The organism is Actinoplanes sp. NPDC048988 (genome assembly GCF_043197815.1).
Classification (GTDB): Bacteria; Actinomycetota; Actinomycetes; order Mycobacteriales; family Micromonosporaceae; genus Actinoplanes.
The window spans coordinates 170,021-191,157 of sequence record NZ_JBICTW010000011.1 but is presented as its reverse complement, the minus strand read 5'-3'; the positions used below and the strand labels follow the sequence as shown (position 1 = coordinate 191,157).

The window sequence follows — 21,137 nt, the reverse complement described above, 5'->3', positions numbered from 1 at the left end:
GGGGAGCACTCACAGTATGGGAGGTGAAGGGAGTGCGCCATGGGTGAGGGTGCTGGCGGCGGCTGGTTCGACAACGTGAAGGTCGGGATGAAGATCCAGGCCGCGATCGCGGTGGCGGCGCTGGCCGCACTGGCGATCGGCATCGCCGGTCTGGTCGCGATCTCGAGCCTCGACGAGAAGAGCGGGCTGCTGTACACGAACAACGTGGCGCCGCTGACCCAGCTCTCGGCGATCCAGCGCAACTCGCAGGGCATCCGGGCCCGCTACCTGGAGTACGGCATCGCCACCGAAGAGGTTCAGGCCAAGCTGGCCGGCGAGATCAGCGATCGGCAGAAGCTGCTCGACGACGCGCTGACGGCGTACCGCCCCGGCGCGGTGAACACGGAGAACGTGGACGCCTTCGAGAAGGCGTTCAACGACTTCGTCGACGTCGGCGAGAACACGTTGATCCCGCTGGCCAAGGCGAACAAGTACGAGGCGTTCGCGAACGCCTACCGGGACACGGCGCTGCCGCTGATGTCGGACGCCTCCGACGCCGTCGAGGCCGAGAACGCCGCTCAGCTCGAGCAGGCCAAGACCCGCTCCGAGGAGGCGGCGGCCTCCGCGTCGAGCTCCCGCCGGATGCAGATCATCTTCCTGGTGGTGGGCCTGATCGCCGCGATCGGCCTCGGCGCGTACGTGGCGAACGCGATCGTCAAGCGGCTCGGGAAGGTCAAGAGTTCGCTGACCGCCATGGCCAACGGCGACCTGACCGCCACGGTCGATGTGAAGGGCCGCGACGAGGTGGGCGAGATGGCCGCGATGCTGCTGGTCGCCCAGCAGCAGACCCGCGACGTGGTCGCCTCGGTCGGTTCGGCCTCGGCGAGCCTGGCCGCGGCGGCCGAGCAGACCTCGGTCATCGCCAACCAGATCAGTGAGGGCGCGGCCACCGCCTCCGACCAGGCCCGCCGGGTCTCGGCCGCCTCCGAGGAGGTGTCGCTGAGCGTCAACACGGTGGCGGCCGGCTCGGAGGAGATGGGCTCGGCCATCGCCGAGATCGCGCACAGCGCCAACTCGGCGGCCGAGGTCGTCGGGCAGGCGGTGAACGCGGCGGCGTCGGCCAACCAGACGATCGGCACGCTGGGCGAGTCCAGCCGGGAGATCGGCGACGTCATCCGGGTGATCACCGCGATCGCCGAGCAGACCAACCTGCTGGCGCTGAACGCGACCATCGAGGCGGCCCGGGCCGGCGAGACGGGCAAGGGCTTCGCGGTCGTGGCGGGCGAGGTCAAGGACCTGGCCCAGGAGACGGCACGGGCCACCGAGGACATCGCCAAACGGGTCGAGGCGATCCAGAACGACAGCGGTCTCGCGGTGAACGCGATCGGGGAGATCAGCGAGATCATCGGGCACATCAGCGACTACACGACCACCATCGCGTCGGCCGTCGAGGAGCAGAGCGCGACCACGGCCGAGATGAACCGCAACGTCAACGAGGCGGCCAACGCCACCGGGCAGATCAACCAGGGCATCACCAGCGTGGCCGAGAACGCCCGCACGACCGCCGAGTCGGTCGGCGACGCGCAGCGCTCGGCGGCCGAGCTGTCGCGCATGTCGAACGAGTTGCAGGCGGCGGTGTCGCGCTTCGTCTACTGATCCGTTGTTGTCCCCGAAGCCCGCAGTGAACTAAGTTCACTCCGGGCTTTCGGCGAAGGGATCACGAGATGGCGTTGACGGCGGGCAGCACGGTGGGTGACTGGCTCTCGCATCCGGAAGGCGGCCCCGCGCTGCGGGAACTGCTCGGGCGGGGTGGCTTCGACGAGTCGGTGCTCACGCCCGTACGGCAGCTTCCGCTTCAGCAGATGGCCGCACTCAGCCAGGGCAAACTGCCGCCGGACGTGATCGACGCGCTGGTCCTGCGGGTCAACGACGGCGTCGTCCCAGATCCCGAGGAGACCGGCTGGCGCGAACGGATCGTTCCCGCCCGCTTCGACGGCAAGACCATCGTCGTCACCGGCGCCGCCTCCGGAATCGGGCGGGCCGTCGCCTCGCGCATCGCCCGCGAAGGCGGCCGGGTGGTCGGCGTGGACATCTCCGAGGCCGAGGACGTGGTGAAAGCCGACATCACCTCGGCCGGCGACGTGCGGCGGGTGGTCGAGGCGGCCGGCGACCGTATCGACGGCCTGGCCAACATCGCCGGCGTGGTCGACGACTTCACGCCGGCGCACGAGGTCTCCGACGCGCTGTGGCGCAAGGTGTTCGCGGTCAACGTGGACGGCGTACTCCATCTGACCCGGGCCGTGCTGCCCTCGATGCTGGCCCACAAGGGGGGCTCGATCGTCAACGTCGCCTCGGAGGCCGCGCTGCGCGGCAACGCGGCCGGGATCGCCTACACCGCCTCGAAACACGCGGTCGTGGGCATCACGAAGAGCTGCGCTTTCATGTACGGGCCGGAGGGCATCCGGGTCAACGCCGTCGCGCCCGGCGGTGTGGCGACCGGCATGCGGCACGACCCGGGATCGGAGTTCGGAGCCGGCCGTACGGGCCCGTTCCTGCGCCAGATCCCGCCGATCGCCACCGCCGAGCAGCTGGCCGCCTCCATCACGTTCCTGCTCAGTGACGACGGCGCCAACATCAACGGCGCGATCCTCCCGTCGGACGGCGGCTGGTCGGTCCAGTGAGGACCTGCTGCAGCAACGCCCCGTACCGCGCCACGAGGCCGTCATCACCGACCCGCTCGTCACCGACCACCCACAGGGCGTAGAGCAGCCCGCCGACCAGCGCCGCGGCCATCCGCGCGCGCTGGTCGGCGTCGTCGCCCTTCAGGCGCGCCCGCAGCGGGGCGATCAGCGTCGTCTCGTGGATGTCCCGCAGCCGCTGCCGGATCTGCGGCTCACCAGACCCACGGACAAGGGCGAGATAGACCTGCCGTACGTCGTCGCCGGACGTGACCATGACCTCGATGAACCGCTCGCCGAGTTCCTCGAGGGGCACATCCAGCAGCGGCTCGTCGTCGATGGTGAGCCGCATGGTGTCGAGGAACAGCAGTTCCTTGGTCCCGAAGTGCCGGATGACCAGAGCCGGGCTGGTCTGGGCGAGGGCGGCGATGTCCCGTACGGCCGTACGGGCGAACCCCCGCTCCCGGAAGAGCCGCCCGGCCGCGTTCCGGATCTCGTCCCGCTTGGCCACGGATCTCATGGTAGGTGGACGCGGAGAGGGCGCCCCCGCCGGCCATGTGGCCCGCGGAACAGTCGCTCGGGGGGCGGTGACGGGCGTACCGCGCGATAATGTATAACGTAGTTATAAACCACCTGTCGCGTCGATGGAGCATGCGCATGAGCGCCTCTGGAGAAAAAGCCGTCAGCCCGTTCCGGCAGCCGAAGGCCGTGTGGGCCGTGGCCTTCGCCTGTGTCATCTCGTTCATGGGGATCGGGCTGGTCGATCCGATCCTCCCGGCGCTCGCCGACGAGCTGCACGCCACGCCCAGCCAGGTGTCGTTGCTGTTCACCAGCTATCTCGTGGTCACCGCGGTGGCCATGCTCGGGGTCGGCTGGGTGTCCAGCCGGATCGGGGCCAAGAAGACGCTGATCGCCGGGCTCGCCATCATCGTCGTGTTCGCCGCGCTGGCCGGGGCGTCCGGCTCGATCGGCGGGATCGTCGGGTTCCGCGCCGGGTGGGGACTCGGCAACGCCCTGTTCATCGCGACCAGCCTCGCGGTCATCGTGGCCTCGGCCAGCGGCGGCTTCGGCGGGGCGATCATCCTGTACGAGACGGCGCTCGGGCTCGGCATCGCCGTCGGCCCGCTGCTCGGCGGTGAACTCGGCTCGATCAGCTGGCGGTGGCCGTTCTTCGGCGTCGCGATCCTGATGGCCATCGCGCTGATCGCCACGATCGTCATGGTCAAGCCACTGCCCACGCCCGCACAGAAGGTGTCGCTGAGCGCGCCGCTCAAGGCGCTGCGCCACCGCGGACTGCTGACCATGGGCATCATGGCCCTGCTGTACAACTGGGGCTTCTTCACCATGCTCGGCTACGCGCCGTACCCGATGGAGCTGAACGCCCACAAGCTCGGCCTGGTCTTCACCGCGTGGGGTCTGCTGGTCGCGGCCTTCAGCGTCTTCTTCGCGCCGCGGCTGCAGGCGAGATTCGGAACGGCGCCGGTCCTGTACGTCAATCTGGCCGGGCTCGCCGCTGTCATGGTCGTCATCGCGGCGGGGGTGGACACGCCCTCCGCCGTCATCGCGGCCGTGATCGTCAGCGGCGCCTTCATCGGCATCAACAACACCCTGACCACGCAGGCCGTCATGCTGGTCTCGCCGGTCGAGCGGCCGATCGCCTCCTCGGCGTACGGGTTCGTGCGCTTCATCGGGGGCGGACTGGCCCCGTACGTGGCCGGAAAGCTCGCCGATCACTTCGGCCTCAGCGTGCCGTTCTTCGTCGGCGCGGTGGCGTTCCTGCTGGCCATCGCGGTGCTGGCCAGCGGGCACAAGCTGCTGTCGGCGGCCTCGCCGTCGGAACCGGTCGCGGACCGGCCGGTGATCGTCGCCGTCGGCAACACCCCGGACGCGGCGGCCACCGTGGACGCGGCCGCCCTGGTCGCCCGCCGGGAGGGACGGCCGCTCGAAGTCGTGCACGTCCGCGAGACGGTGGTGATCGAGGAACTGGCGATCGAACCGGAGGCGGAGGCCGAGGCCCGCGCCGCCGTGGACCGGCACCTCGACCGGCTGGCCGGATCGGGCGTGGCCGCCACCGGGCGGATCATCGAGAGCGTCGGTGACCACGCGGCCGCGGGGCGCGCCGTGGCCCGGCACGCGGCCGAGGTGGACGCCCCGCTGATCGCCGTCGGGCGCTCGCCGCGCGGCGCGCTGGCCCAGTTCACCGAGGGCAGCTTCACCAGCGCCCTCAACCACGCCGCGGCCATGTCGGTGGTGCTGGTCAGCGGCGAGACCGAGCCACGGCCGCTGACCCCCGAGGCGATCACCGAGCTGCGCGCCGGATGATCTCGCGGGGCCCGGGCCCGGCGGCCATCGTGGTCGGCGTCGACGAGTCACGCTCGTCGTTGCGCGCGGCCGCGTACGCCGCCGGGCTCGCACGCCGTCAGCAGGCCCGGCTGGTGGTCGTCTACGCCCGCAGCCGGCCCAACGGGCTGCTCGCCACCATGGACACCTCGGGCACCGGGGTGGCCCAGGTCGCCGACGCCCAGGACCGGGTGGAGGCCGGCTTGCGGGCCGCCCTCGACACGTCCGATCTCGACGCCGACCTCGTCGTCCGCGCCGGGGACCCGTACACCGTGATCTCCGAAGTTGCCCACGAAGTGCAAGCTGGGACCGTCGTGGTCGGCCGGCCGGAATGTTTGGCACACCGCATCGTGGGATCGGTCGCGCGGCAGCTCGAGCGCAGCGGACGATGGCCCGTCACGATTGTCCCCTGAGGAGGTAAGCAACCTCGCCCGCTCGAGGCGTCCTTCCAAGTAGAGGGGCCGAACCGAACGGGGTGAGCGAGTTGGACAGCGGTTTCGAGGATTACGTCAAGGCCCGGGGGAACTCCCTGCGGACCTTCGCTTACCTGATCTGCGGCGATCATCAGCTCGGCGAGGACCTGGTCCAGGAAGTGCTGGTCCGGGCCTACCGCCGATGGAACCGGATAGACACCGACGACCCCGATCGATATATGCGCACCGCCCTGGTGCGCCGGCACGTCTCCTGGCTGCGGCTGCGGCGCACCTGGGAGAAACCGGCGCCGATCGAGGACGACCGGGAGGACCCGCGCGACTTCGCCCAGCAGGTCGCCGACCGCGACGACCTGTGGCCGCGGCTCGCCCGGCTCACCCGCGCCCAGCGCGCCGTGCTGGTGCTGCGCTACTACGAAGATCTCGACGACCACCAGATCGGCGAGACGCTGCGGTGCGCGCCCAGCACGGTGCGCGTGCACGCCGCCCGCGGGCTGGCCCGATTACGGGCCGAGCTGACACCGTCCGCCACCGACAAGTCGGGAGTCACGCCGTGAGCATCGAAGACGACCTGCGCACCGCCCTGCGTGAGCACGCGGCCCGGCAGGTGCCCCGCCCCGACCTGGTCGCCGCCGTCGACGCCGGCATCCGCCGCGACCGCCGCCGCCGGCAGGCCTTCGCGGCCGGCGGCATCACCGCCGCCGTCGTGGCCGTCGCCGTCGCCGTCCCGGCCCTGCACCGCAAGGAGGCCGACCCGGCGCCGCCCGCCCAGAAATGGGAGTGGTCCCGGCCGTCCTGGCACGCGCCCGTCTTCCCCCTCCGGCCCGGCTGGATGCCGCCCGGCCTGGGCGAGCCCGAGGTGACCGGCCTGGGCCCGAACCGCAGGATCCTCTACACCCACGGGAGTCAGACCCTCGGCGCCGAGATCGGCCCGCTCGAGCCCGACTGGGAGGTCGAGGCCGAACAGGAACACAAGACCACCGTCAACGGCCACCCGGCCACCGTCCACACCTCCGCCACGTACGACGGCGCCGGCCCCGGCGACCGCTTCGTCGGCGTCCGCTGGCGGCTGCCCGACAAACGCTGGGTCCAGGTCCTCAGCCTCGGCCCGCCCACCGAGAGCGAGGTGCTGCGCGTCGCCGCCGGCCTCACCACCGGCAGCGTCGAGGGCGCCCCCGAGGCCTTCCAGCTCGGCGCCTACCCGCCGCAGCTCACCCTGCAACACCAGAGCGCCGGCATGACCTGCCTGGCCCCCGAGCCCGAGGCCACCCGCGAGCGCCAGCCGACCGGCCTCTGCGTGACGCTGCTCGACGAGGCCGACCCGCGGTCCGACCCGGCCGAAACCCTGTCGATCAACGGCAACACCGCCGAGTACTACGCCGACGCCGCCCTCATGCGCATCCACCTGCCCAGCGGCAAAGCCCTCGAACTGACCTGGGACCCCGAATCGATCAGACTCACCCACGACGACGCCGTCCATTTCGCCACCGGAATCAAGGTGACCGAGTGAAAAACCTTTCCCGGGGTACGCGGCGTCATCGCCCCGCCGAAGCCGGACCGCACCCGCCGCGGCGACGGCCACCTGCAACTCAAGCTCCTCACCGGCCTCCGGCCGGTTCGGTGGTCACCCGGCTGCGCCGCCACGCGGGCTCGCGGGCCAGCCGCCCCTGTCAGGCGCCGCCGGCGGTCTCCGACAGGGCGACCGACGGCACGCCGCCGGCGCAGGTGACGGTCATGGTGACCAGCGACTTGCCCTGCTTGTAGGTCACCGCGGGAGCCCGCGACGGGCCACCGGCGGCGCTGAGCACCTTGTAGGGCTTGGTCGCCTGCCAGAAGGTGATCTTGGCGGTGGCCGGCGCCGTACAGGTGGCCTCGATCGTGCCGGCCGCCGAGGAGAAAGTCTTCGCGGCCGGAGGAGCCGCGGTGGGCTCAGCGCTCGGTGTTCCCGGCGCGGGCGCGGGTGCGGTGGTGGTCGCGGTGGCCGGGCTGGACGGGGCGGCCGAGCCGGTCGGCGTGGACGAGGAGCCCGGGCTGGGCGCGGTGGCGGAGGGCTTGGCGGTCACTACCGCGCGGGCACGCGCCGACGTTCGGGCAGCGCCGCCGCCGGGTGTGGCCGGCGCCGCGGTGGCGGAGGCCGGCGCGGACGGGGGCGCGGTCGGCGGCAGCGGGGCCGACTCGGCGGGCTTGACGTTGTCGTCGGGCAGCATGAACCAGGCGCCCACCGCGGCGGACGTCGCCAGCGCGCCCACCGCCGCCCAGCGGCCTGCCGCCCGGCGACGCGCCCTCGCCGCTTCCGCCGGCGCCCGATCGGACCCCGGCGGAGCCGCGTGACCAGGTTGTTCGGGCGCCTGCCCCGGTTGTGCGGCCGCGCCGCCTCCGTTCGCAGGTGTCGCGGCCGCCGTGGCCATGTGTGCGGCCGTGGCGTCTCGCTTCGCGGGCCCTGCGGCCGTGGCGTCTCGCTTCGCGGGCCCTGCGGCCGTGGCGTCCCGCTTCGTGGGCCCTGCGGCTGGGTGTGTAAGCCCGGTGGCTAGGTATGCGGGTGCGGTGGCTGGGTGTGCGGGTGCGGTGGCTGGGTGTGCGGGTGCGGTGGCTGGGTGTGGGGGTGCGGCGGCGGCGTGAACGTGCGTGGTGGCGGCGGCGTGAGCGTGCGTGGCGGCGGCGTGAGCGTGCGTGGTGGCGGCGTGAGCGTGCGTGTTGGACGGGGCCGCGGGGGCGGCGGCCGGTGGAGTGGACGGCGGGGCGGGGTGTGGAGGGCGGTGGTGGTGGCGGGCTGTGGGGATCAGGACTGAGGGCTCGGGTGGGGGCTCGACCGGGGTGGGCGAGGGCAGGCGCTCGTCGGTCACGACGCGGAGGCCGGCGCCCCGGGCCAGGAGGGTGGCGGCCTCGCGGGCGGTGGGGCGGGCGGACGGGGACTTGGCCAGGCAGCGGTTGGTCAGCTCGGCCACGTAGCCGGGGACGCCCGGAAGCATGGACAGGGGCTTGGGGTCCAGGTGGATGTGTTGTTTGAGCAGTTGGGTGGGCTCGTTGGTGGTCCACGGCGAACGGCCGGACAGGAGGCGGTAGAGGACCACGCCCAGGGCGTACATGTCGGAGGCGGGCTCCACCACGTCGGCCAGCAGGCGTTCGGGGGCCAGGTAGGCGGGGGTGCCCAGGACTTCGTCGGAGACGGCGCCGGGAGTGCCGGGCGAGGTGGCGGCGGCGATGCCGAAGTCGACGACCTTGGCGCCGGTGGGGGCGAGCATGACGTTGGCGGGCTTGATGTCGCAGTGGACCAGGTTCTCGGCGTGGGCGGCGGCCAAGGCGGCGGCTATCTCGGCGCCGGTGCGCATGGCGAAGCGGGGGGCCACCGGGCCTTCGCAGAGGCGGCGCAGGAGGGTGCCGCCGGGGACCAGCTCCATCACGACGTACGGGAAGACCTGCTCCTTGTTGGTCATCTCGCCGTAGTCGTGGACCTGGGCGACGTTCGGGTGGGACAGCGCGGCGGCGGCGCGGGCCTCGTGACGGATGCGCTCCCGTGAATCGGGGTCGCCGACCTGACTGGGGGCCAGAACCTTGACGGCGACCGTGCGGGCCAGCACGTCGTCGTGGGCGCGCCACACCACTGCCATGCCGCCGCTGCCGATCGGGGTCAGCAACCGGTAGCGGCCGCCAAGTAGCTGTCCGTTCATCCCGGGCAGTGTGCACCGATCGACGGCCGTCCGCATCTCGGCCATCCGTGCCGAATCGACAGGCGTTCGTCCCACACACTGTCCGTGAGGGGGCGGAATCGGCGGATTTCGATGCGCGGTGGACGAGGACGGTGGGCATGGGATGAAGGATCCGGGCAGAGCCGCGCCAGACTCCGGCGAGTGCGGTCGAACAGCGGGCGCCCGCCCGTCGGCCCGGCCCAGCGCGGGCGGTGGTGGGCTCGGCTTGTCGGGCGTGGGTCGGCGTGGGCGCGGTAGCGGGCGTCGGCTCGTAGGGCATGGGCCAGCGTGGCCGCGGTGGCGGGCTTGCGTTGTTGAGCGCGGGTCGGCATGGGCGCGGTGGTGGGCTCGCGCTCGTGGGGTGCGTGTCGACGCGGGCACGGTGATGTGCTGGCGGTCGTCGGGCGCGAGGCTGTGCGAACGCGATGGTGGGCTTACGTTCGCGGGGCGCGAGTCGGTGTCGTCGCGGCAGCGGGCTCACACCGTCGGGTGCGGGGTTCGCTGGCTGGCCGGGTGGCGACGGCTCGGTCGAGGCTGGGGGATCGGGGCTGTCGGCGCCGCCGCGAGTTGGGTGGGAGCTCGGTGGTGAGCCCCTTCCTGGGCTGTGCGGCGGCGCCGGAGACGACGCGTCGGTGGTGGGTCAGCGGCGGGAGCGGTAGCGCAGCAGGTGGAACTGGGTGCCGGCCGGGCCGAAGTTGTCGTCGGTGGCCGCGATGAGCGAGCGGCTGCCGTCGGGCAGGCGCGGGCCCCAGGTCAGGGCCTCCACGTTGTCGGCGGCCGGGAACTCGAACAGGAGCTTCTTGGGCATGGGCTTTTCGGCGCCGGTCAGGGCCGTCCGGCCGGCCGCGTTCGTGGCGCCGCGCGTTGTCGTCCAGAAGATCTGAATGGTGAAGCCTACGCCGCCGGCGTAGCTGCGTTCGACGGCCAGGAAGTCGGTTCCATCGATCGTCAGCAGGTCGGTGAGGCCGCGGTCCTGGTACGGGTTGGCCGGGTCGGTCGCCGGGTGCGCGATCGGGCTCACCGGGTAGACGTACTCCGCCCGGGCGCGGCCGGAGGCCCGGTCGAGGACGAGGACCCGTGAGCGGCTGCCGTTGGTCAGGGTGGCGGCCGGGCCGTCCTGCACGAGCGCGTTCTCCGTCGCCGTGATCAGGGAGCGGCCGTCGGCGGAGACGGTCAAAGACTCAAGGGCGAGGTTATTGCGTACGCCCGAAGTCGCCGTCGGAAGGTAGGCCGCCGGCAGGCGGTACTCGCGGCGGAACGAGCCGTCGCGCGAGGTCTCCCGCACGAACGGGGGGATGCCGGTCGAGGCGGCGCCTTCGCTGGTCCACGCGAGACGGCTGGTGCCGGGCAGTTCCCGTACGGCCTCGGGGTCGACCGTGCCGTTGGCGAACGCCTGGCCGTTCCTGTCGCGCAGCGTGGTCACGCCCGTGACCACCGGCGTGCCGAGGCCCTTGCGTGAGACCGGCAGACGCAGCGTGTAGTAGCGGGCCGGGGCCAGGGCCGACCGGTCGTCGCTGATCGCCACGTAGCGGCCGGTGCGCGGGTCGTAGTCGATGCCGGAGATGCCGCCGAACGGCTGGCCCGGCGCGAACACGGCCGAGTCCACCAGCGACAGGGTCGGCCCGCCGCCCGTGGGGTGGGCGAGGGCGGGCGAGGCGGCGAGCACACCGGCGGCCGCGGCGGCGGCGACGATGGACAGACGTCGAATCATCGGCCTTTTCTAGAAGACCGACATGACCATGAGGCAACCGTTGCCGCGCCGGCGCGCATTGAGAGGGTGACGAAGGGGGAACATCGATGCGCGCGGACGCGGAGCGCGAGTACGTCGAGTTCGCGAGGGCCGGGGTGCCCCGGTTGCGGCGGCTGGCGTACACGCTGTGCGGTGACGTTCACCGACCTGAAGATCGCCGGCTTCGCGCCCACCCCGCTGGGGGTCAACGCCGGCGGCACGGTCGCCGGCGGCGTCACCCGAGGCGAGCGGCAGGTCGCCTGGGCGTGGACGAACGGTGAGGTCCGCGCCCTGCCCGTCCCGGCCGGCAGCGACGCCACGGCCACCGCGATCAACGCGCGGGGGCGACATCGTCGGGGTGGTCGCCCGGCGGGCGGCGTTCTGGCCGGCGGCCGACCCGATGAAGGTGCGCCTGCTGCAAGCGCCGGGGGAGTCGGGCGCGTTCGGTGTCGGCGACGAGGAGCTGATCGTCCGCTACGCGGCCGGCCGACCGTACGTCCGAAAGTCCACTGTCGAGGGTGGTTGCCTGCCCGGTGAGGGTGCGGGCAGCGCGACCGCGATCGCCGGTGACTGGATCGTCGGCACCTCCGGCCCGTCCACCGGCACCGGTGTCGTGGCCGGCGTGACGACCGGGACGGAACCCCGGCCGCCGTACCGCGAAGCCACGCTTTCGACCCGTCGCCTGCCGCACCTGAGCGCCGCTCGCGACTACGACGTGGCCACCGCGATCAACGCCGACGGCACCGTCATCGCCGGTGAGCAGCCCAGCGGCACGATCACCCGCCCGATCGTCCGGCGGTGCTGAGGGAGGCGATACGCTCTCCCGCGATGTCGCGTTCCGCCCTTTTCTGCAGCCGTCTGGTGGCGGCGCCGTGGTTCAATCTCGCCGGCTTCGCCGCCATCGTGCTCAACGCGATCACGCTGGGCCTCGAGACGTACGATCCGATGGTCGCGGCGGCCGGGCCGGTGCTGCACGCGATCGAGTACGCCTGCGTGGCGTACTTCGTCGTGGAGTTGCTGATCCGGTTCGGGGCCGCCGGGAAGGCGTTCTTCCGGGACCGGTGGAACCTGTTCGATCTGGTCATCGTGGCCGCGCCGCTGCTGCCCGGCGTGCGGGAGAACGTGACCCTGCTGCGGCTGCTGCGGCTGGCCCGGATCGTGCGGACCTTCCGGTTCTTCCCGAGCCTGCGGATCATCCTGGTCGGGATCCGGCGCAGCCTGCCCGGGCTCGGCAGTTTCCTTCTGGTCACCGTGCTGCTGCTCTACGGGTACGCGATCCTGGGCTGGATGATGTTCGGCGAGGCCTACCCCGAGCGGTACGGCACGGTCGGGCAGGCCATGCTCACGCTGTTCCTGCTGCTGTCGCTGGACGGGATCACCGACACGCTGCAGGCCGGGCGGGAGGTGACCGAGTGGGCGGTGCTGTACTACGTGTCGTACATGGTCGCCGCCTGTTATCTCTTGACGAATCTGCTCGTCGGCGTGGTGCTGACCGCGCTGCAGGAGGCCCACGAGGAGAACCGGGGCGTCAAGGCGGCCGAGCCGCCGCTGCACGAGCAACTGGCCCGCCTCCATCAGCTCATCGACGAGCTGGAGCGACGCCTGCCACAGCAGAGCCTGCCCGTTCCCCGAGGTGCGGAACGGGAACTCCTGAAAGACTGACGATCATGGCGATTGAGGGGAGCACCCGGGCCGTGATCACCGCGCTCGGCGCGAACCTGGCGATCGGCGTGTCGAAGTTCGTCGCCGCGGCGATCACCGGTTCGGCCTCGATGCTGGCCGAGGGCGTGCACTCGGTGGCCGACTCGGCCAACCAGGTGCTGCTGCTGATCGGCGGGCGCCGGGCCCAGCGGCCGGCCTCGGCGCTGCACCCGTTCGGTTACGCCCGGGAACGGTACGTCTACGCCTTCCTGGTGGCGATCATCCTGTTCAGCCTGGGCGGGCTCTACGCCGTCTACGAGGGTTATCACAAGATCAGGGACCCGCATCCGCTGGAGTCGCCGATCGTCGCCGTGGTCGTCCTGGTGATCGCGGCCGCGTTGGAGGGCTACGCCCTGCGCACCGCCGTCGGCGAGGCCAACCGGACGCGCGGCAAGCGGGACTGGCTCGCCTTCATCAAACGCACCCGCAACCCGGAGCTGCCGGTGATTTTGCTCGAGGACAGCGGCGCCCTGATCGGCCTGCTCTTCGCCCTGACCGGCGTCGGCCTGAGCGTGGCCACCGGCAACGGCGTCTTCGACGGCATCGCCACCCTGTGCATCGGCCTGCTGCTGGTCACCGTGGCCGTGCTGCTGGCCACCGAGACCAAGAGCCTGATCATCGGCGAGTCGGCGGTGCCCGAGCAGGTGGCCGCGATCGAGCGGGCGCTGTTGTCGTCGCCCGGCGTCGACCAGGTGATCCACTTGCGCACGATGCACCTCGGCCCGGACGAGCTGTTGCTGGCCGCGAAGATCGGCGTCGGGGCGGAGGACGAGGGCCGCGACATCGCCGCGACCATCGACGACGCCGAGGCGCGGGTCCGCGCTGCCGTACCCTCGGCAAAGGTGATCTATCTGGAGCCGGACATCTACCGGCCGGCGTCCTAGGGGAGAGTGCCGTGGGCAGCTACGGGTGGCAGATCGTCCTGGTCGTTTTCCTGGTGCTGCTCAACGCCGCGTTCTCCGGAAGCGAGATGGCGCTGATCTCGCTGCGCGACAGCCAGTTGCAGCGCCTGGAGCGCAAGTCGCGCACCGGGGCGACCCTGGCCAAGCTGGCCCGCGACCCCAACCGGTTCCTGGCCACCATCCAGATCGGCATCACGCTGGCCGGCTTCCTGGCCTCGGCGTCGGCCGCGGTGTCGCTGGCCAAACCGCTGACCGGCCCGCTGAGTTTCCTGGGCGGCGCCGCCGAGCCCGCGTCGATCGTGCTGGTCACCATCGTGCTGACCTTCTTCACGCTGGTGGTCGGTGAGCTCGCGCCCAAGCGGATCGCCATGCAGCGGGCCGAGGGCTGGGCGCTCATGGTGGCCCGGCCGCTGGACGTGCTCTCGGCCCTGTCCCGGCCGGTGATCTGGCTGCTCGGCCAGTCAACCGATCTGCTGGTACGGCTGACCGGTGTCGACCCCAACGCCACCCGTGAGGAGGTCACCACCGAGGAGATCCGCGACCTGGTCACCCAGCAGCAGGAGTTCACCCCGGAGCAGCGCACGATCATCAGCGGTGCCTTCGAGATCGCCGACCGGGTGCTGCGGGAAATTCTGGTGCCCCGCCGCGACGTGCTGGTGATACCGGCCGACCTGCCCGCCCCCGAGGCGCTGGCCCGGCTCGTCGCCGGCGGCCACTCGCGGGCGCCGGTGACCGGCCCGATGGGCCTGGACGACGTGCTCGGCGTGACCCACCTGCGCGACCTGATCGACGCCACCGGCCCCGTCCAGGACCACATGTTCGACGCGCTCTTCCTGCCCGAGAGCCTCAAGGTCTCCGACGCGATGATGCAGTTGCGCGCCCAGCGCCAGCAGCTGGCCCTGGTCGTCGACGAGCGCGGCGCCATCGACGGGATCGTGACGATGGAGGACCTGGTCGAGGAGGTGGTCGGCGAGATCTACGACGAGACCGACCGCGACGTGCAGTCGGTGGTGCGCGAGGACGACGGCGCGCTGCTCATGCCCGGGACCTTCCCGATCCACGACCTGCCCGACGTCGGCGTCGACATCGAGCGCCTGGAGGACGCCGACTACACGACGGTGGCCGGGCTCGTGCTGGCCAAGCTCGGCCACATCCCGACCGCGCCCGGCGAGACGGTCGACGTCGACGGCGCCACGGCCGAGGTCACCCGCGTCGCCGGCCGCGCGATCACCGAGATCCGCTGGCGGAAACCCGTACCGGAATCCCGTTGAGCACACTGTTGCCGGACAGCGGGTCGATCGTCAGCTCGTCGGTGAGCAGGTTGGAGTTGACGCCCGGATGGTCCGCCGCCACCCGCATCCGGGTGCCCGGCACGCCGTGACCCCAGCCGTGCGGCAGGCTCACCACGCCCGGCATCACCCGGTCGGTGACCTCGACGGTGGCGCACAGCCGACCGGCGCGTGAGCTCACCTCGGCCTCGTCGCCGTCCTTGATCGCCAGCCGGGACGCGTCGGCCGGGTTGACCTGCAACGTGCACCGGTCGCGCCCCTTCACCAGGGCCGGCACGTTGTGCATCCAGCTGTTGTTCGACCGCAGGTGCCGCCGCCCGATCAGCACCAGATCGGCGGGCCGCCGCGCCAGCGCCGCCTTGAGGCGAGCGGTGTCGGCCACCAGCGGCTCCGGGCACAGCTCGACCGTCCCGCTCGTCGTCCGCAACACCTCCGGGATCCGCGGCTCCAACGGCCCCAGGTCGACGCCGTGCGGGTTCTCGAGGAGCTTGGTCAAGGTCAGACCCTTGGGGTGTACGCCGAACAGGTCGCCGTAGGCGCCGGTGCGCACCGCGACGTCGAGCAGGCGCTCGGCCGGATGGTCGCCGGTCACCTCGGCCCGCAGCTCGGCCACGTCCCGCCCGAGCGGACCGGCCGCCTTCTCCAGCAGCGCGGTCAGCATCCGCTCGTGCACGGCGTCCGTCCCGACATCCTGGCCCGCGATGATCGCCGTGAGCCGGGCCAGGATGTCGCACTCGTCGAGACTGCCGGGATCGGCCGGCAGGACGGCCGGTGAGTACGCGGCGAAGTTGCGCACGGCCAGGGCCAGGAACGAGAAGTCGTAGTGGCCTTTGCGGGCCGGGTCGGTCGGCGGCAGGATCACGTCGGCGTGCCGGGTCGTCTCGTTCAGGTAGGGATCGACGCTGACCATGAAGTCGAGCCCGGACAGGGCACGGTCGAGCCGTCCGCTGTTCGGCGTCGACAGCACCGGGTTGCCGGCGACCGTGACGAACGCGCGGACCTGGCCCTCGCCCGGGGTCTCGATCTCGTCGGCCAGCGCGGCCACCGGCAACTCGCCCTTGACCTCGGGCAGCCCGCGGACCCGGCTGTGCCAGCGGCCGACCCGGAAGCCCTTGCCGCCGGGGCGGCTCTGCTTGCGGGTGTGCGCGGCCAGCGGGAACATCACACCGCCGGGCTTGTCGAGGTTGCCGGTGAGCACATTCACCACGTCGATGAGCCAGCTGGTCAGGGTGCCGAACTCGACGGTGCAGGTGCCGATCCGCCCGTAGACGGCGGCGCTGGGCGCGGCGGCCAGTTCCCGGGCCAGCTCGGCGATCCGGCCGGCCGGGACGCCGCACGCGTCCGCGACGGCCTCGGGCGGGAAGTCGCGGGCGAGAACTCGTACCTCATCGACGCCCGAGATGTGGGAACCCACGTCGGTGAGCTCCTCCGCGAACAGGGTGTGCACGATGCCGAAGAGCAGGAACGCGTCGGTGCCGGGCCGGATGAACAGATGCTCGTCGGCGTTCTCGGCCGTGCGGGTGCGCCGCGGATCGACCACGATGAAGCGGCCGCCGCGCTGCCGGATCGCCCGCAGCCGGCCCGGGAAGTCCGCCGCCGTGGCCAGGCTGCCGTTGGACTCCCACGGGTTGGCGCCCAGGATGAGCAGCAGGTCGGTGCGGTCGATGTCGGGCACCGGGATGGCGAGCGGATTGCCGTACAGATAGCCGCAGGACACGTGTTTCGGCATCTGGTCGACGGTGCTGGCCGAGAAGGTGTTCTTGGAGCCGAGCGCCTTGACCAGCGGCGTCACGTAGAGGCCGCCGGCCATGGTGTGCACGTTCGGGTTGCCGAGATAGAGGGCGACCGCGTCCCGTCCGTACGTCCGGAGAACCGGGCCGAGACCCTTCTCGATCTCGGCGAACGCCTCCTCCCAGCTCACCTCCACGTGCCGGCCGTCGCGGCGCACCAGCGGGCGGCGCAACCGGTCCGGATCGTCGGTGAGCTGGCCGAACGTCGCGCCCTTGGGGCAGACGAAGCCGTGACTGAACACGTGGTCGCGGTCGCCGCGGGCCGCCACGACCCGGTCGGCGGAGATGGTGAGCTCCAGGCCGCAGGCGGCCTCGCAGAGCGGACAGGTCCTATACGCCGTACGCGTCGTCGCCTCAGCCATCGTGTCATCGTGCCATGGTTCGATGATCGTCGAGCTGGTTGCGAGTGTGAGATAGACACGCTTGCATGCGAAGACTACTGACGGCGGCGGCGGTCGCCGTGACACTTGTCGTAGGGGTCGCCGGGAGCGCGGTCGCCGCGCCACCGACGGCCGCGGACCCGGGCGGTGGCTGGTCCGTAGTGGACGGAAAGCTCACCTGGAAGGCTCCTTCCCGCGTGCCGATGGGCGACGCGGCCGTCGAGTTCTGGTCGAGGAATCGGCTCCTCGGAAAGGCGAAACCCCATCCGGACGGCCGGACCTTCACCCTGTCCTCCCCGGCCGGTCCGCTGAACGAGCTGTCCGTACGGGCCGCGGGCAAGCGCCTCGACGCGGTTCCCCAGCGCGCTTCGCGCATGGCCGCCCCGCCGGCTCCGGCTCAGCAACCGGCCGCCGCTGTCGACCCCGGTGTGCCCGGGCCCTACCGCACGGCCACCTCGGAATACGACCTGGCGCCGGTGAAACTGGAATACGAGGCGCCGGTGGAGACCAGGGCGGTCGTCGTGGCGCCGGTGGGCGCGACCGGGAAACGGCCGCTCGCCCTTTTCCTGCACGGGCGGCACTCGATCTGCTATCAGGGTGACAACGAGGACGTCCCGCAGGAGTGGCCGTGCCCGGAAGGCACGTCGCCGATTCCCAGCTATCGCGGCTATCTGCAGGCGCAGGAACTGCTCGCCTCGCAGGGCTACATGACCGTGTCGATCTCGGCCAACGGCATCAACGGGCAGGACTGGGCGAGCGAGGACGGCGGCGCCCAGGCCCGGGCGGAACTGGTGCGCCACCACCTCGCGCTGCTCGCCAAGGATCGCCGGGCCGATCTCTCGAAGGTCTATCTCGTCGGCCATTCGCGCGGCGGTGAGGGCGTGAGCCGGGCCGCGATGGCGGTCGATCCGCGGTGGACCATCCGCGGGCTGCTGCTGATCGGGCCGACGCTGTTCGGGCACAACCCGGTGCCGGACGTGCCGTCGGCGACGATCCTGCCCGGCTGCGACGGCGATGTCTTCGACCTGCAGGGGCAGATGTACGTGGACGAGACCCGCGGCGTCAGCCGGGGGAAGGCGGTGCACAGCGCGATCTACATGGTCGGGGCGAACCACAACTTCTTCAACACCGAATGGACGCCGGGACAGGCGGTCGCGCCCGCGTGGGACGACTTCTCCAGCGGCGACGCCACCGACCCGGTGTGTTCACCGGGCGCGCCGACCCGGCTCACGGCGGCGCAGCAGCAGAAGGCCGGCGCCACCTACATCGCGGCCGCGGCGCGGCTCTTCGCGCGCGACGACGACCGGGTGCTGCCGCTGCTCGACGGCACCGGGGTGCGGGCGCCCTCGGCCGGCCCGGCCCGGGTGCTGACCCACGCGCTCGGCGGCAACCGGAGCCCGGTGCTGATCCCGGGGCCCGCGGTCAAGGGCGCCCGGATCTGTGAGCAGATCACCGACGTGGCGGCCCGCTCGTGCCTGGACCCCGACGATCAGAATTCGCGGATCGGGCACTTCACCACGTTCGGGCCGGTCGTACCCGAGCCGGGCCGGTACGCGGTGGACCTGACCGGGCCCTCCCGGGCGGTGCTGCCCCGGCCGGTACGGGTGGACAGCGGCACCCTGGCGCTCCGGGTCATCGTTCCGCCGAACACGAGCGGCACCTCCTTCGGCGTCACCGCGGTCGCGGCCGACGGTCGCCGGGTGCGGCTCGGCGACGTACGGCTCAACGGCCTTCCCGGCACGCCACTGACGACGTCGTACTGGGCTCAGGAGGTCCGGTTGCCGATTCCCCGGCTGACGGTGAAAGCACTCGAATTCCGCGCGTCGGCGCGGGCTTTCGTGCTCGACGCATGGGCGTACGGCAAGGGGACCCCGCCCACCGGAACCCCGAACCTGCCGCAACTGGACATCGGAAATCTGACCGTCGCCGAAGGCGACTCGGGCAGTAAGACCTACCAGGTTCCGGTCGCGGTGAGCGGACGTGGAAAGGGACAGGTGCGGTTCTTTCTGGTCGACGGGATCACCTATGAGCTGACCAAGACCTGGCTGGTGACCGTCGACCGATCGCTGACCGTTCCCCTCACCGTCGAAGGCGACGAGTTGTACGGGGAAGGGGAGGGCCAGATCCTGCTGGCGAAGGCCGAGCGCGCTTTCCAGATCCGCGATTACGTCGGCGGCGTCACGGTCGAGAACGACGATCCGGAACCGACGGTCAGCGCGGCCGTGACCTCGGTTCGCAAAGCCGAGGGCGAGACCCTGACCTGGGAGTTGCGATTGTCGGCGCCGGTCGAATCGCCGTATCTGATCGGGGCCGCGCCGGAACCGCCGGACGGGGCCGAACTCTCCAGCACCGACGTCGATCCGGTGTGGTTCCAGGACGTGGCCTGGGAGGAGCCGGAACCGTCACGGCCGCTCTCGCAGACCGCGGCGCTGCCGTGGGCCTATTTCGAACCGGGCACCGCCACCGGATCGCTTGTCGTGCCGACCATCACCGACACACTGAGCGAGCCGGACGAATCGGTCGAGTTGCACGTGACGCCCGACCTTGTGCTGACCGGAACGGTGAGCGGAAGCTGAGCCGCATGACCAATCACGTGTACCGGCTCAGCGAGGTAGTGGGCAGCAGCCCGACAAGCGTCGACGACGCGATCCGCACGGCCATTTCCAAGGCCAACCGGACCGTACGCAACATCGAGTGGTTCGAGACGCAGGAGATCCGCGGCCAGGTGGTCGACGGGGAGGTCGCGCACTACCAGGTGCGGCTGAAGATCGGCTTCCGGGTCGAGGATTAATTCGCGATGAGCACCGCGGCCATGGCCAGCACGGCGGGAAGCGTCTGCACGTAGATGATCCGCCGGCTGGCCGTGGCCGCGCCGAACACACCGGCCACGGCCACGCAGACCAGGAAGAAGATCTTGATGGCGGCGGCGCCGTCGATCAGGCCCCAGATCAGGCCGGCCGCCAGGAAGCCGTTGTAGAGACCCTGGTTGGCGCCGAGCGTCCTGGTCTGCTGGGCGAATTCGGGCGTGGTGCCGAACGCCGCCCGCCCGCGCGGGCTGGTCCACAGGAACATCTCCAGCACGAGGATGTAGACGTGGATCAGCGCGACGAGCGCGACCAGGACGTCGGCAACGATGATCATGGGCGTCAGGCTATCGCCACCTGCACACGGCCTTGAAAACCCCCTGCTCCTGGGTCGACTCTGAATCCAGGGAGGGAACGCCATGATCAAAACGAGAGTAGTGGTCGGCGTCGACGGGTCGGCCGGTTCGATGGCGGCGGTGCGCTGGGCCGCCACGGAAGCCCGCCTGCGCCAGGCGGAGTTACGGGTGCTGCTCGCGCGGCACCGCCGGGAGTCCTTCGCACTCGACACCCGCCAGGCCGACGCCGACGCCGACCAGTCGACGGTGCACACCGCGGTGATGCAGGCCCGGGCCGTCGCCCCCGGAGTCTCGGTGAAGGGGATCGCGCTGCCCGGCTACGCCGTGCCGGTACTGGTCCACGCGGCCGAGGAAGCGGCGCTGGTGGTGCTCGGCAGCCACGGCGACCGCGGGTTCTTCGGGCAGGCCCACGGCTCGGTGGACAGCCAGGTCGCCACCCAGGCCCGATGCTGCGTGGTCGTCGTGCGCGGCGGCGAGGTGCCGGCGGACGGGCCGGTGGTGGTCGGCGTCAACAGCGACCCGGACGCCTCCACGATCATCGGGCGGGCCTTCGAGGAAGCCGCGATGCGCGGGGCGCCGGTGACCGCGGTGACCGTCCGGGACGGCGGCCCGTCCCTTGACATGATCGACCTTCAGCTCGACCCCTGGCGGGAGAAGTACCCGCAGGTGCGGGTCACCCGTGAGGTGATCGGCGGCAAGCCCGAAAAGGTGCTGTTGCAACAGTGCCGCCAGGCGCAACTGGTGGTGGCCGGCGCCCGTCAGCAGGGCGCGCTGCTCGGGCCGGTCGGCACGACTCTGCTGCAACGGGCCGAATGCCCGGTGCTCATCGCGCGCGCCTGAGCGCCTGGTCGTACAAAATCTGCCGGATCTCGTACGTCTGCCCGTCGGGGTAGGTGTCCAACAGCGCGTACAGGTCGTTCAGCTCGCCGTGGTTGCGGTACATGGCGAGCTCGGCGGCCAGCCGCCGGCGGCGCTTCCGATTGGCGCGGCGCAGCAGGAAGTCGCATCGCAGAATCAACAGCCGGGTTCGCAGCTCCATGGCCACTCCTTGGAGCCACCGTACGCCTCCGGG

Annotated in this window: 19 protein-coding genes; 13 read left to right on the top strand and 6 right to left on the bottom strand. The window is 71.5% G+C overall.

From position 1 onward, the window contains the following. The first annotated feature begins 39 nt into the window (after positions 1-39). Both ACGFJ7_RS30040 and ACGFJ7_RS30035 read left to right on the top strand, forming a co-directional pair. Entirely contained in the window at positions 40-1,635 is a 1,596-nt protein-coding gene (locus tag ACGFJ7_RS30040; RefSeq protein WP_360259066.1) for a methyl-accepting chemotaxis protein, read from the top strand. Between the two features lie 68 nt (positions 1,636-1,703). Then, the gene (locus ACGFJ7_RS30035; RefSeq protein WP_360259062.1) at positions 1,704-2,660 is read left to right on the top strand and encodes an SDR family NAD(P)-dependent oxidoreductase; all 957 of its coding nucleotides are present in this window, start codon (positions 1,704-1,706) and stop codon (positions 2,658-2,660) included. On the opposite strand, the gene ACGFJ7_RS30030 is transcribed toward ACGFJ7_RS30035, so the two are convergent. Next, positions 2,614-3,168 (bottom strand): TetR family transcriptional regulator, encoded by a 555-nt coding sequence (locus tag ACGFJ7_RS30030; protein ID WP_360259060.1) that lies wholly within the window; start codon positions 3,166-3,168, stop codon positions 2,614-2,616. The genes ACGFJ7_RS30035 and ACGFJ7_RS30030 overlap by 47 nt on opposite strands. A 146-nt stretch (positions 3,169-3,314) precedes the next feature. Between ACGFJ7_RS30030 and ACGFJ7_RS30025 the strand changes: the two genes are divergently transcribed. The 4 genes from ACGFJ7_RS30025 (at position 3,315) to ACGFJ7_RS30010 (ending at position 6,938) form a co-directional block, all read left to right on the top strand. Then, positions 3,315-4,979, top strand: a complete 1,665-nt coding sequence (locus ACGFJ7_RS30025; RefSeq protein WP_392645058.1) for an MFS transporter — start codon at positions 3,315-3,317, stop codon at positions 4,977-4,979. Then, entirely contained in the window at positions 4,976-5,410 is a 435-nt protein-coding gene (locus tag ACGFJ7_RS30020) for a universal stress protein (RefSeq protein ID WP_360259056.1), read from the top strand. The genes ACGFJ7_RS30025 and ACGFJ7_RS30020 overlap by 4 nt, the downstream gene beginning before the upstream one ends. 62 nt (positions 5,411-5,472) lie before the next feature. Further along, complete coding sequence (locus ACGFJ7_RS30015; protein ID WP_360259054.1) at positions 5,473-5,985, top strand: SigE family RNA polymerase sigma factor; 513 nt, start codon at positions 5,473-5,475, stop codon at positions 5,983-5,985. Then, positions 5,982-6,938 carry a hypothetical protein gene (locus tag ACGFJ7_RS30010; RefSeq protein ID WP_360259052.1) on the top strand — a complete coding sequence of 319 codons (957 nt, stop codon included), beginning with the start codon at positions 5,982-5,984 and terminating at the stop codon, positions 6,936-6,938. The genes ACGFJ7_RS30015 and ACGFJ7_RS30010 overlap by 4 nt, the downstream gene beginning before the upstream one ends. 160 nt (positions 6,939-7,098) lie before the next feature. On the opposite strand, the gene ACGFJ7_RS30005 is transcribed toward ACGFJ7_RS30010, so the two are convergent. Both ACGFJ7_RS30005 and ACGFJ7_RS30000 read right to left on the bottom strand, forming a co-directional pair. Then, positions 7,099-9,096, bottom strand: a complete 1,998-nt coding sequence (locus tag ACGFJ7_RS30005) for a serine/threonine-protein kinase (RefSeq protein WP_392645056.1) — start codon at positions 9,094-9,096, stop codon at positions 7,099-7,101. Positions 9,097-9,754: 658 nt separating this feature from the next. Beyond that, a complete protein-coding gene (locus ACGFJ7_RS30000; RefSeq protein ID WP_392645055.1) occupies positions 9,755-10,825 on the bottom strand; it encodes an esterase-like activity of phytase family protein in 1,071 nt (356 codons plus the stop codon). A 376-nt stretch (positions 10,826-11,201) separates the two neighbouring features. Here ACGFJ7_RS30000 and ACGFJ7_RS29995 point away from each other — a divergent pair, with 376 nt between their 5' ends. Genes ACGFJ7_RS29995 through ACGFJ7_RS29980 form a run of 4 tightly spaced genes read left to right on the top strand, consistent with a single transcriptional unit; the run spans position 11,202 to position 14,717 of the window. Continuing rightward, entirely contained in the window at positions 11,202-11,648 is a 447-nt protein-coding gene (locus ACGFJ7_RS29995; RefSeq protein ID WP_392645053.1) for a hypothetical protein, read from the top strand. 23 nt (positions 11,649-11,671) lie between these two features. Beyond that, on the top strand, positions 11,672-12,505 hold the full coding sequence (locus ACGFJ7_RS29990; protein WP_392645052.1) for an ion transporter: 834 nt from the start codon (positions 11,672-11,674) through the stop codon (positions 12,503-12,505). A 5-nt stretch (positions 12,506-12,510) separates the two neighbouring features. Then, complete coding sequence (locus ACGFJ7_RS29985) at positions 12,511-13,428, top strand: cation diffusion facilitator family transporter (protein ID WP_392645050.1); 918 nt, start codon at positions 12,511-12,513, stop codon at positions 13,426-13,428. Positions 13,429-13,439: 11 nt separating this feature from the next. Further along, the gene (locus tag ACGFJ7_RS29980; RefSeq protein WP_392645048.1) at positions 13,440-14,717 is read left to right on the top strand and encodes a hemolysin family protein; all 1,278 of its coding nucleotides are present in this window, start codon (positions 13,440-13,442) and stop codon (positions 14,715-14,717) included. Here the strand turns inward: ACGFJ7_RS29980 and ACGFJ7_RS29975 are convergent. Continuing rightward, complete coding sequence (locus ACGFJ7_RS29975) at positions 14,674-16,887, bottom strand: molybdopterin oxidoreductase family protein (RefSeq protein WP_392645047.1); 2,214 nt, start codon at positions 16,885-16,887, stop codon at positions 14,674-14,676. The genes ACGFJ7_RS29980 and ACGFJ7_RS29975 overlap by 44 nt on opposite strands. A gap of 65 nt (positions 16,888-16,952) precedes the next feature. Between ACGFJ7_RS29975 and ACGFJ7_RS29970 the strand changes: the two genes are divergently transcribed. After that, positions 16,953-19,481, top strand: coding sequence for an alpha/beta hydrolase family protein (locus ACGFJ7_RS29970; RefSeq protein ID WP_392645046.1), 2,529 nt, complete (start codon positions 16,953-16,955; stop codon positions 19,479-19,481). Between the two features lie 5 nt (positions 19,482-19,486). Further along, the gene (locus ACGFJ7_RS29965; RefSeq protein ID WP_097327663.1) at positions 19,487-19,696 is read left to right on the top strand and encodes a dodecin; all 210 of its coding nucleotides are present in this window, start codon (positions 19,487-19,489) and stop codon (positions 19,694-19,696) included. On the opposite strand, the gene ACGFJ7_RS29960 is transcribed toward ACGFJ7_RS29965, so the two are convergent. After that, positions 19,693-20,046, bottom strand: a complete 354-nt coding sequence (locus ACGFJ7_RS29960) for a DUF1304 domain-containing protein (RefSeq protein ID WP_360259033.1) — start codon at positions 20,044-20,046, stop codon at positions 19,693-19,695. The two genes, ACGFJ7_RS29965 and ACGFJ7_RS29960, sit on opposite strands and share 4 nt — an antisense overlap. A gap of 82 nt (positions 20,047-20,128) precedes the next feature. Between ACGFJ7_RS29960 and ACGFJ7_RS29955 the strand changes: the two genes are divergently transcribed. Beyond that, the gene (locus ACGFJ7_RS29955; protein ID WP_392645044.1) at positions 20,129-20,905 is read left to right on the top strand and encodes a universal stress protein; all 777 of its coding nucleotides are present in this window, start codon (positions 20,129-20,131) and stop codon (positions 20,903-20,905) included. On the opposite strand, the gene ACGFJ7_RS29950 is transcribed toward ACGFJ7_RS29955, so the two are convergent. Continuing rightward, positions 20,889-21,104, bottom strand: coding sequence for a hypothetical protein (locus tag ACGFJ7_RS29950; RefSeq protein WP_360259028.1), 216 nt, complete (start codon positions 21,102-21,104; stop codon positions 20,889-20,891). The two genes, ACGFJ7_RS29955 and ACGFJ7_RS29950, sit on opposite strands and share 17 nt — an antisense overlap. Positions 21,105-21,137 lie beyond the last annotated feature (33 nt).

Coding starts and splice junctions, on each gene's coding strand:
- ACGFJ7_RS29960 (WP_360259033.1), bottom strand. CDS start 20,046: ATGATCATCGTTGCCGACGTCCTGGTCGCGCTCGTCGCGCTGATCCAC.
- ACGFJ7_RS29990 (WP_392645052.1), top strand. CDS start 11,672: ATGTCGCGTTCCGCCCTTTTCTGCAGCCGTCTGGTGGCGGCGCCGTGG.
- ACGFJ7_RS30040 (WP_360259066.1), top strand. CDS start 40: ATGGGTGAGGGTGCTGGCGGCGGCTGGTTCGACAACGTGAAGGTCGGG.
- ACGFJ7_RS30035 (WP_360259062.1), top strand. CDS start 1,704: ATGGCGTTGACGGCGGGCAGCACGGTGGGTGACTGGCTCTCGCATCCG.
- ACGFJ7_RS30005 (WP_392645056.1), bottom strand. CDS start 9,096: ATGAACGGACAGCTACTTGGCGGCCGCTACCGGTTGCTGACCCCGATC.
- ACGFJ7_RS29985 (WP_392645050.1), top strand. CDS start 12,511: ATGGCGATTGAGGGGAGCACCCGGGCCGTGATCACCGCGCTCGGCGCG.
- ACGFJ7_RS29955 (WP_392645044.1), top strand. CDS start 20,129: ATGATCAAAACGAGAGTAGTGGTCGGCGTCGACGGGTCGGCCGGTTCG.
- ACGFJ7_RS30025 (WP_392645058.1), top strand. CDS start 3,315: ATGAGCGCCTCTGGAGAAAAAGCCGTCAGCCCGTTCCGGCAGCCGAAG.
- ACGFJ7_RS30020 (WP_360259056.1), top strand. CDS start 4,976: ATGATCTCGCGGGGCCCGGGCCCGGCGGCCATCGTGGTCGGCGTCGAC.
- ACGFJ7_RS29965 (WP_097327663.1), top strand. CDS start 19,487: ATGACCAATCACGTGTACCGGCTCAGCGAGGTAGTGGGCAGCAGCCCG.
- ACGFJ7_RS29975 (WP_392645047.1), bottom strand. CDS start 16,887: ATGGCTGAGGCGACGACGCGTACGGCGTATAGGACCTGTCCGCTCTGC.
- ACGFJ7_RS29950 (WP_360259028.1), bottom strand. CDS start 21,104: ATGGAGCTGCGAACCCGGCTGTTGATTCTGCGATGCGACTTCCTGCTG.
- ACGFJ7_RS29970 (WP_392645046.1), top strand. CDS start 16,953: ATGCGAAGACTACTGACGGCGGCGGCGGTCGCCGTGACACTTGTCGTA.
- ACGFJ7_RS30000 (WP_392645055.1), bottom strand. CDS start 10,825: ATGATTCGACGTCTGTCCATCGTCGCCGCCGCCGCGGCCGCCGGTGTG.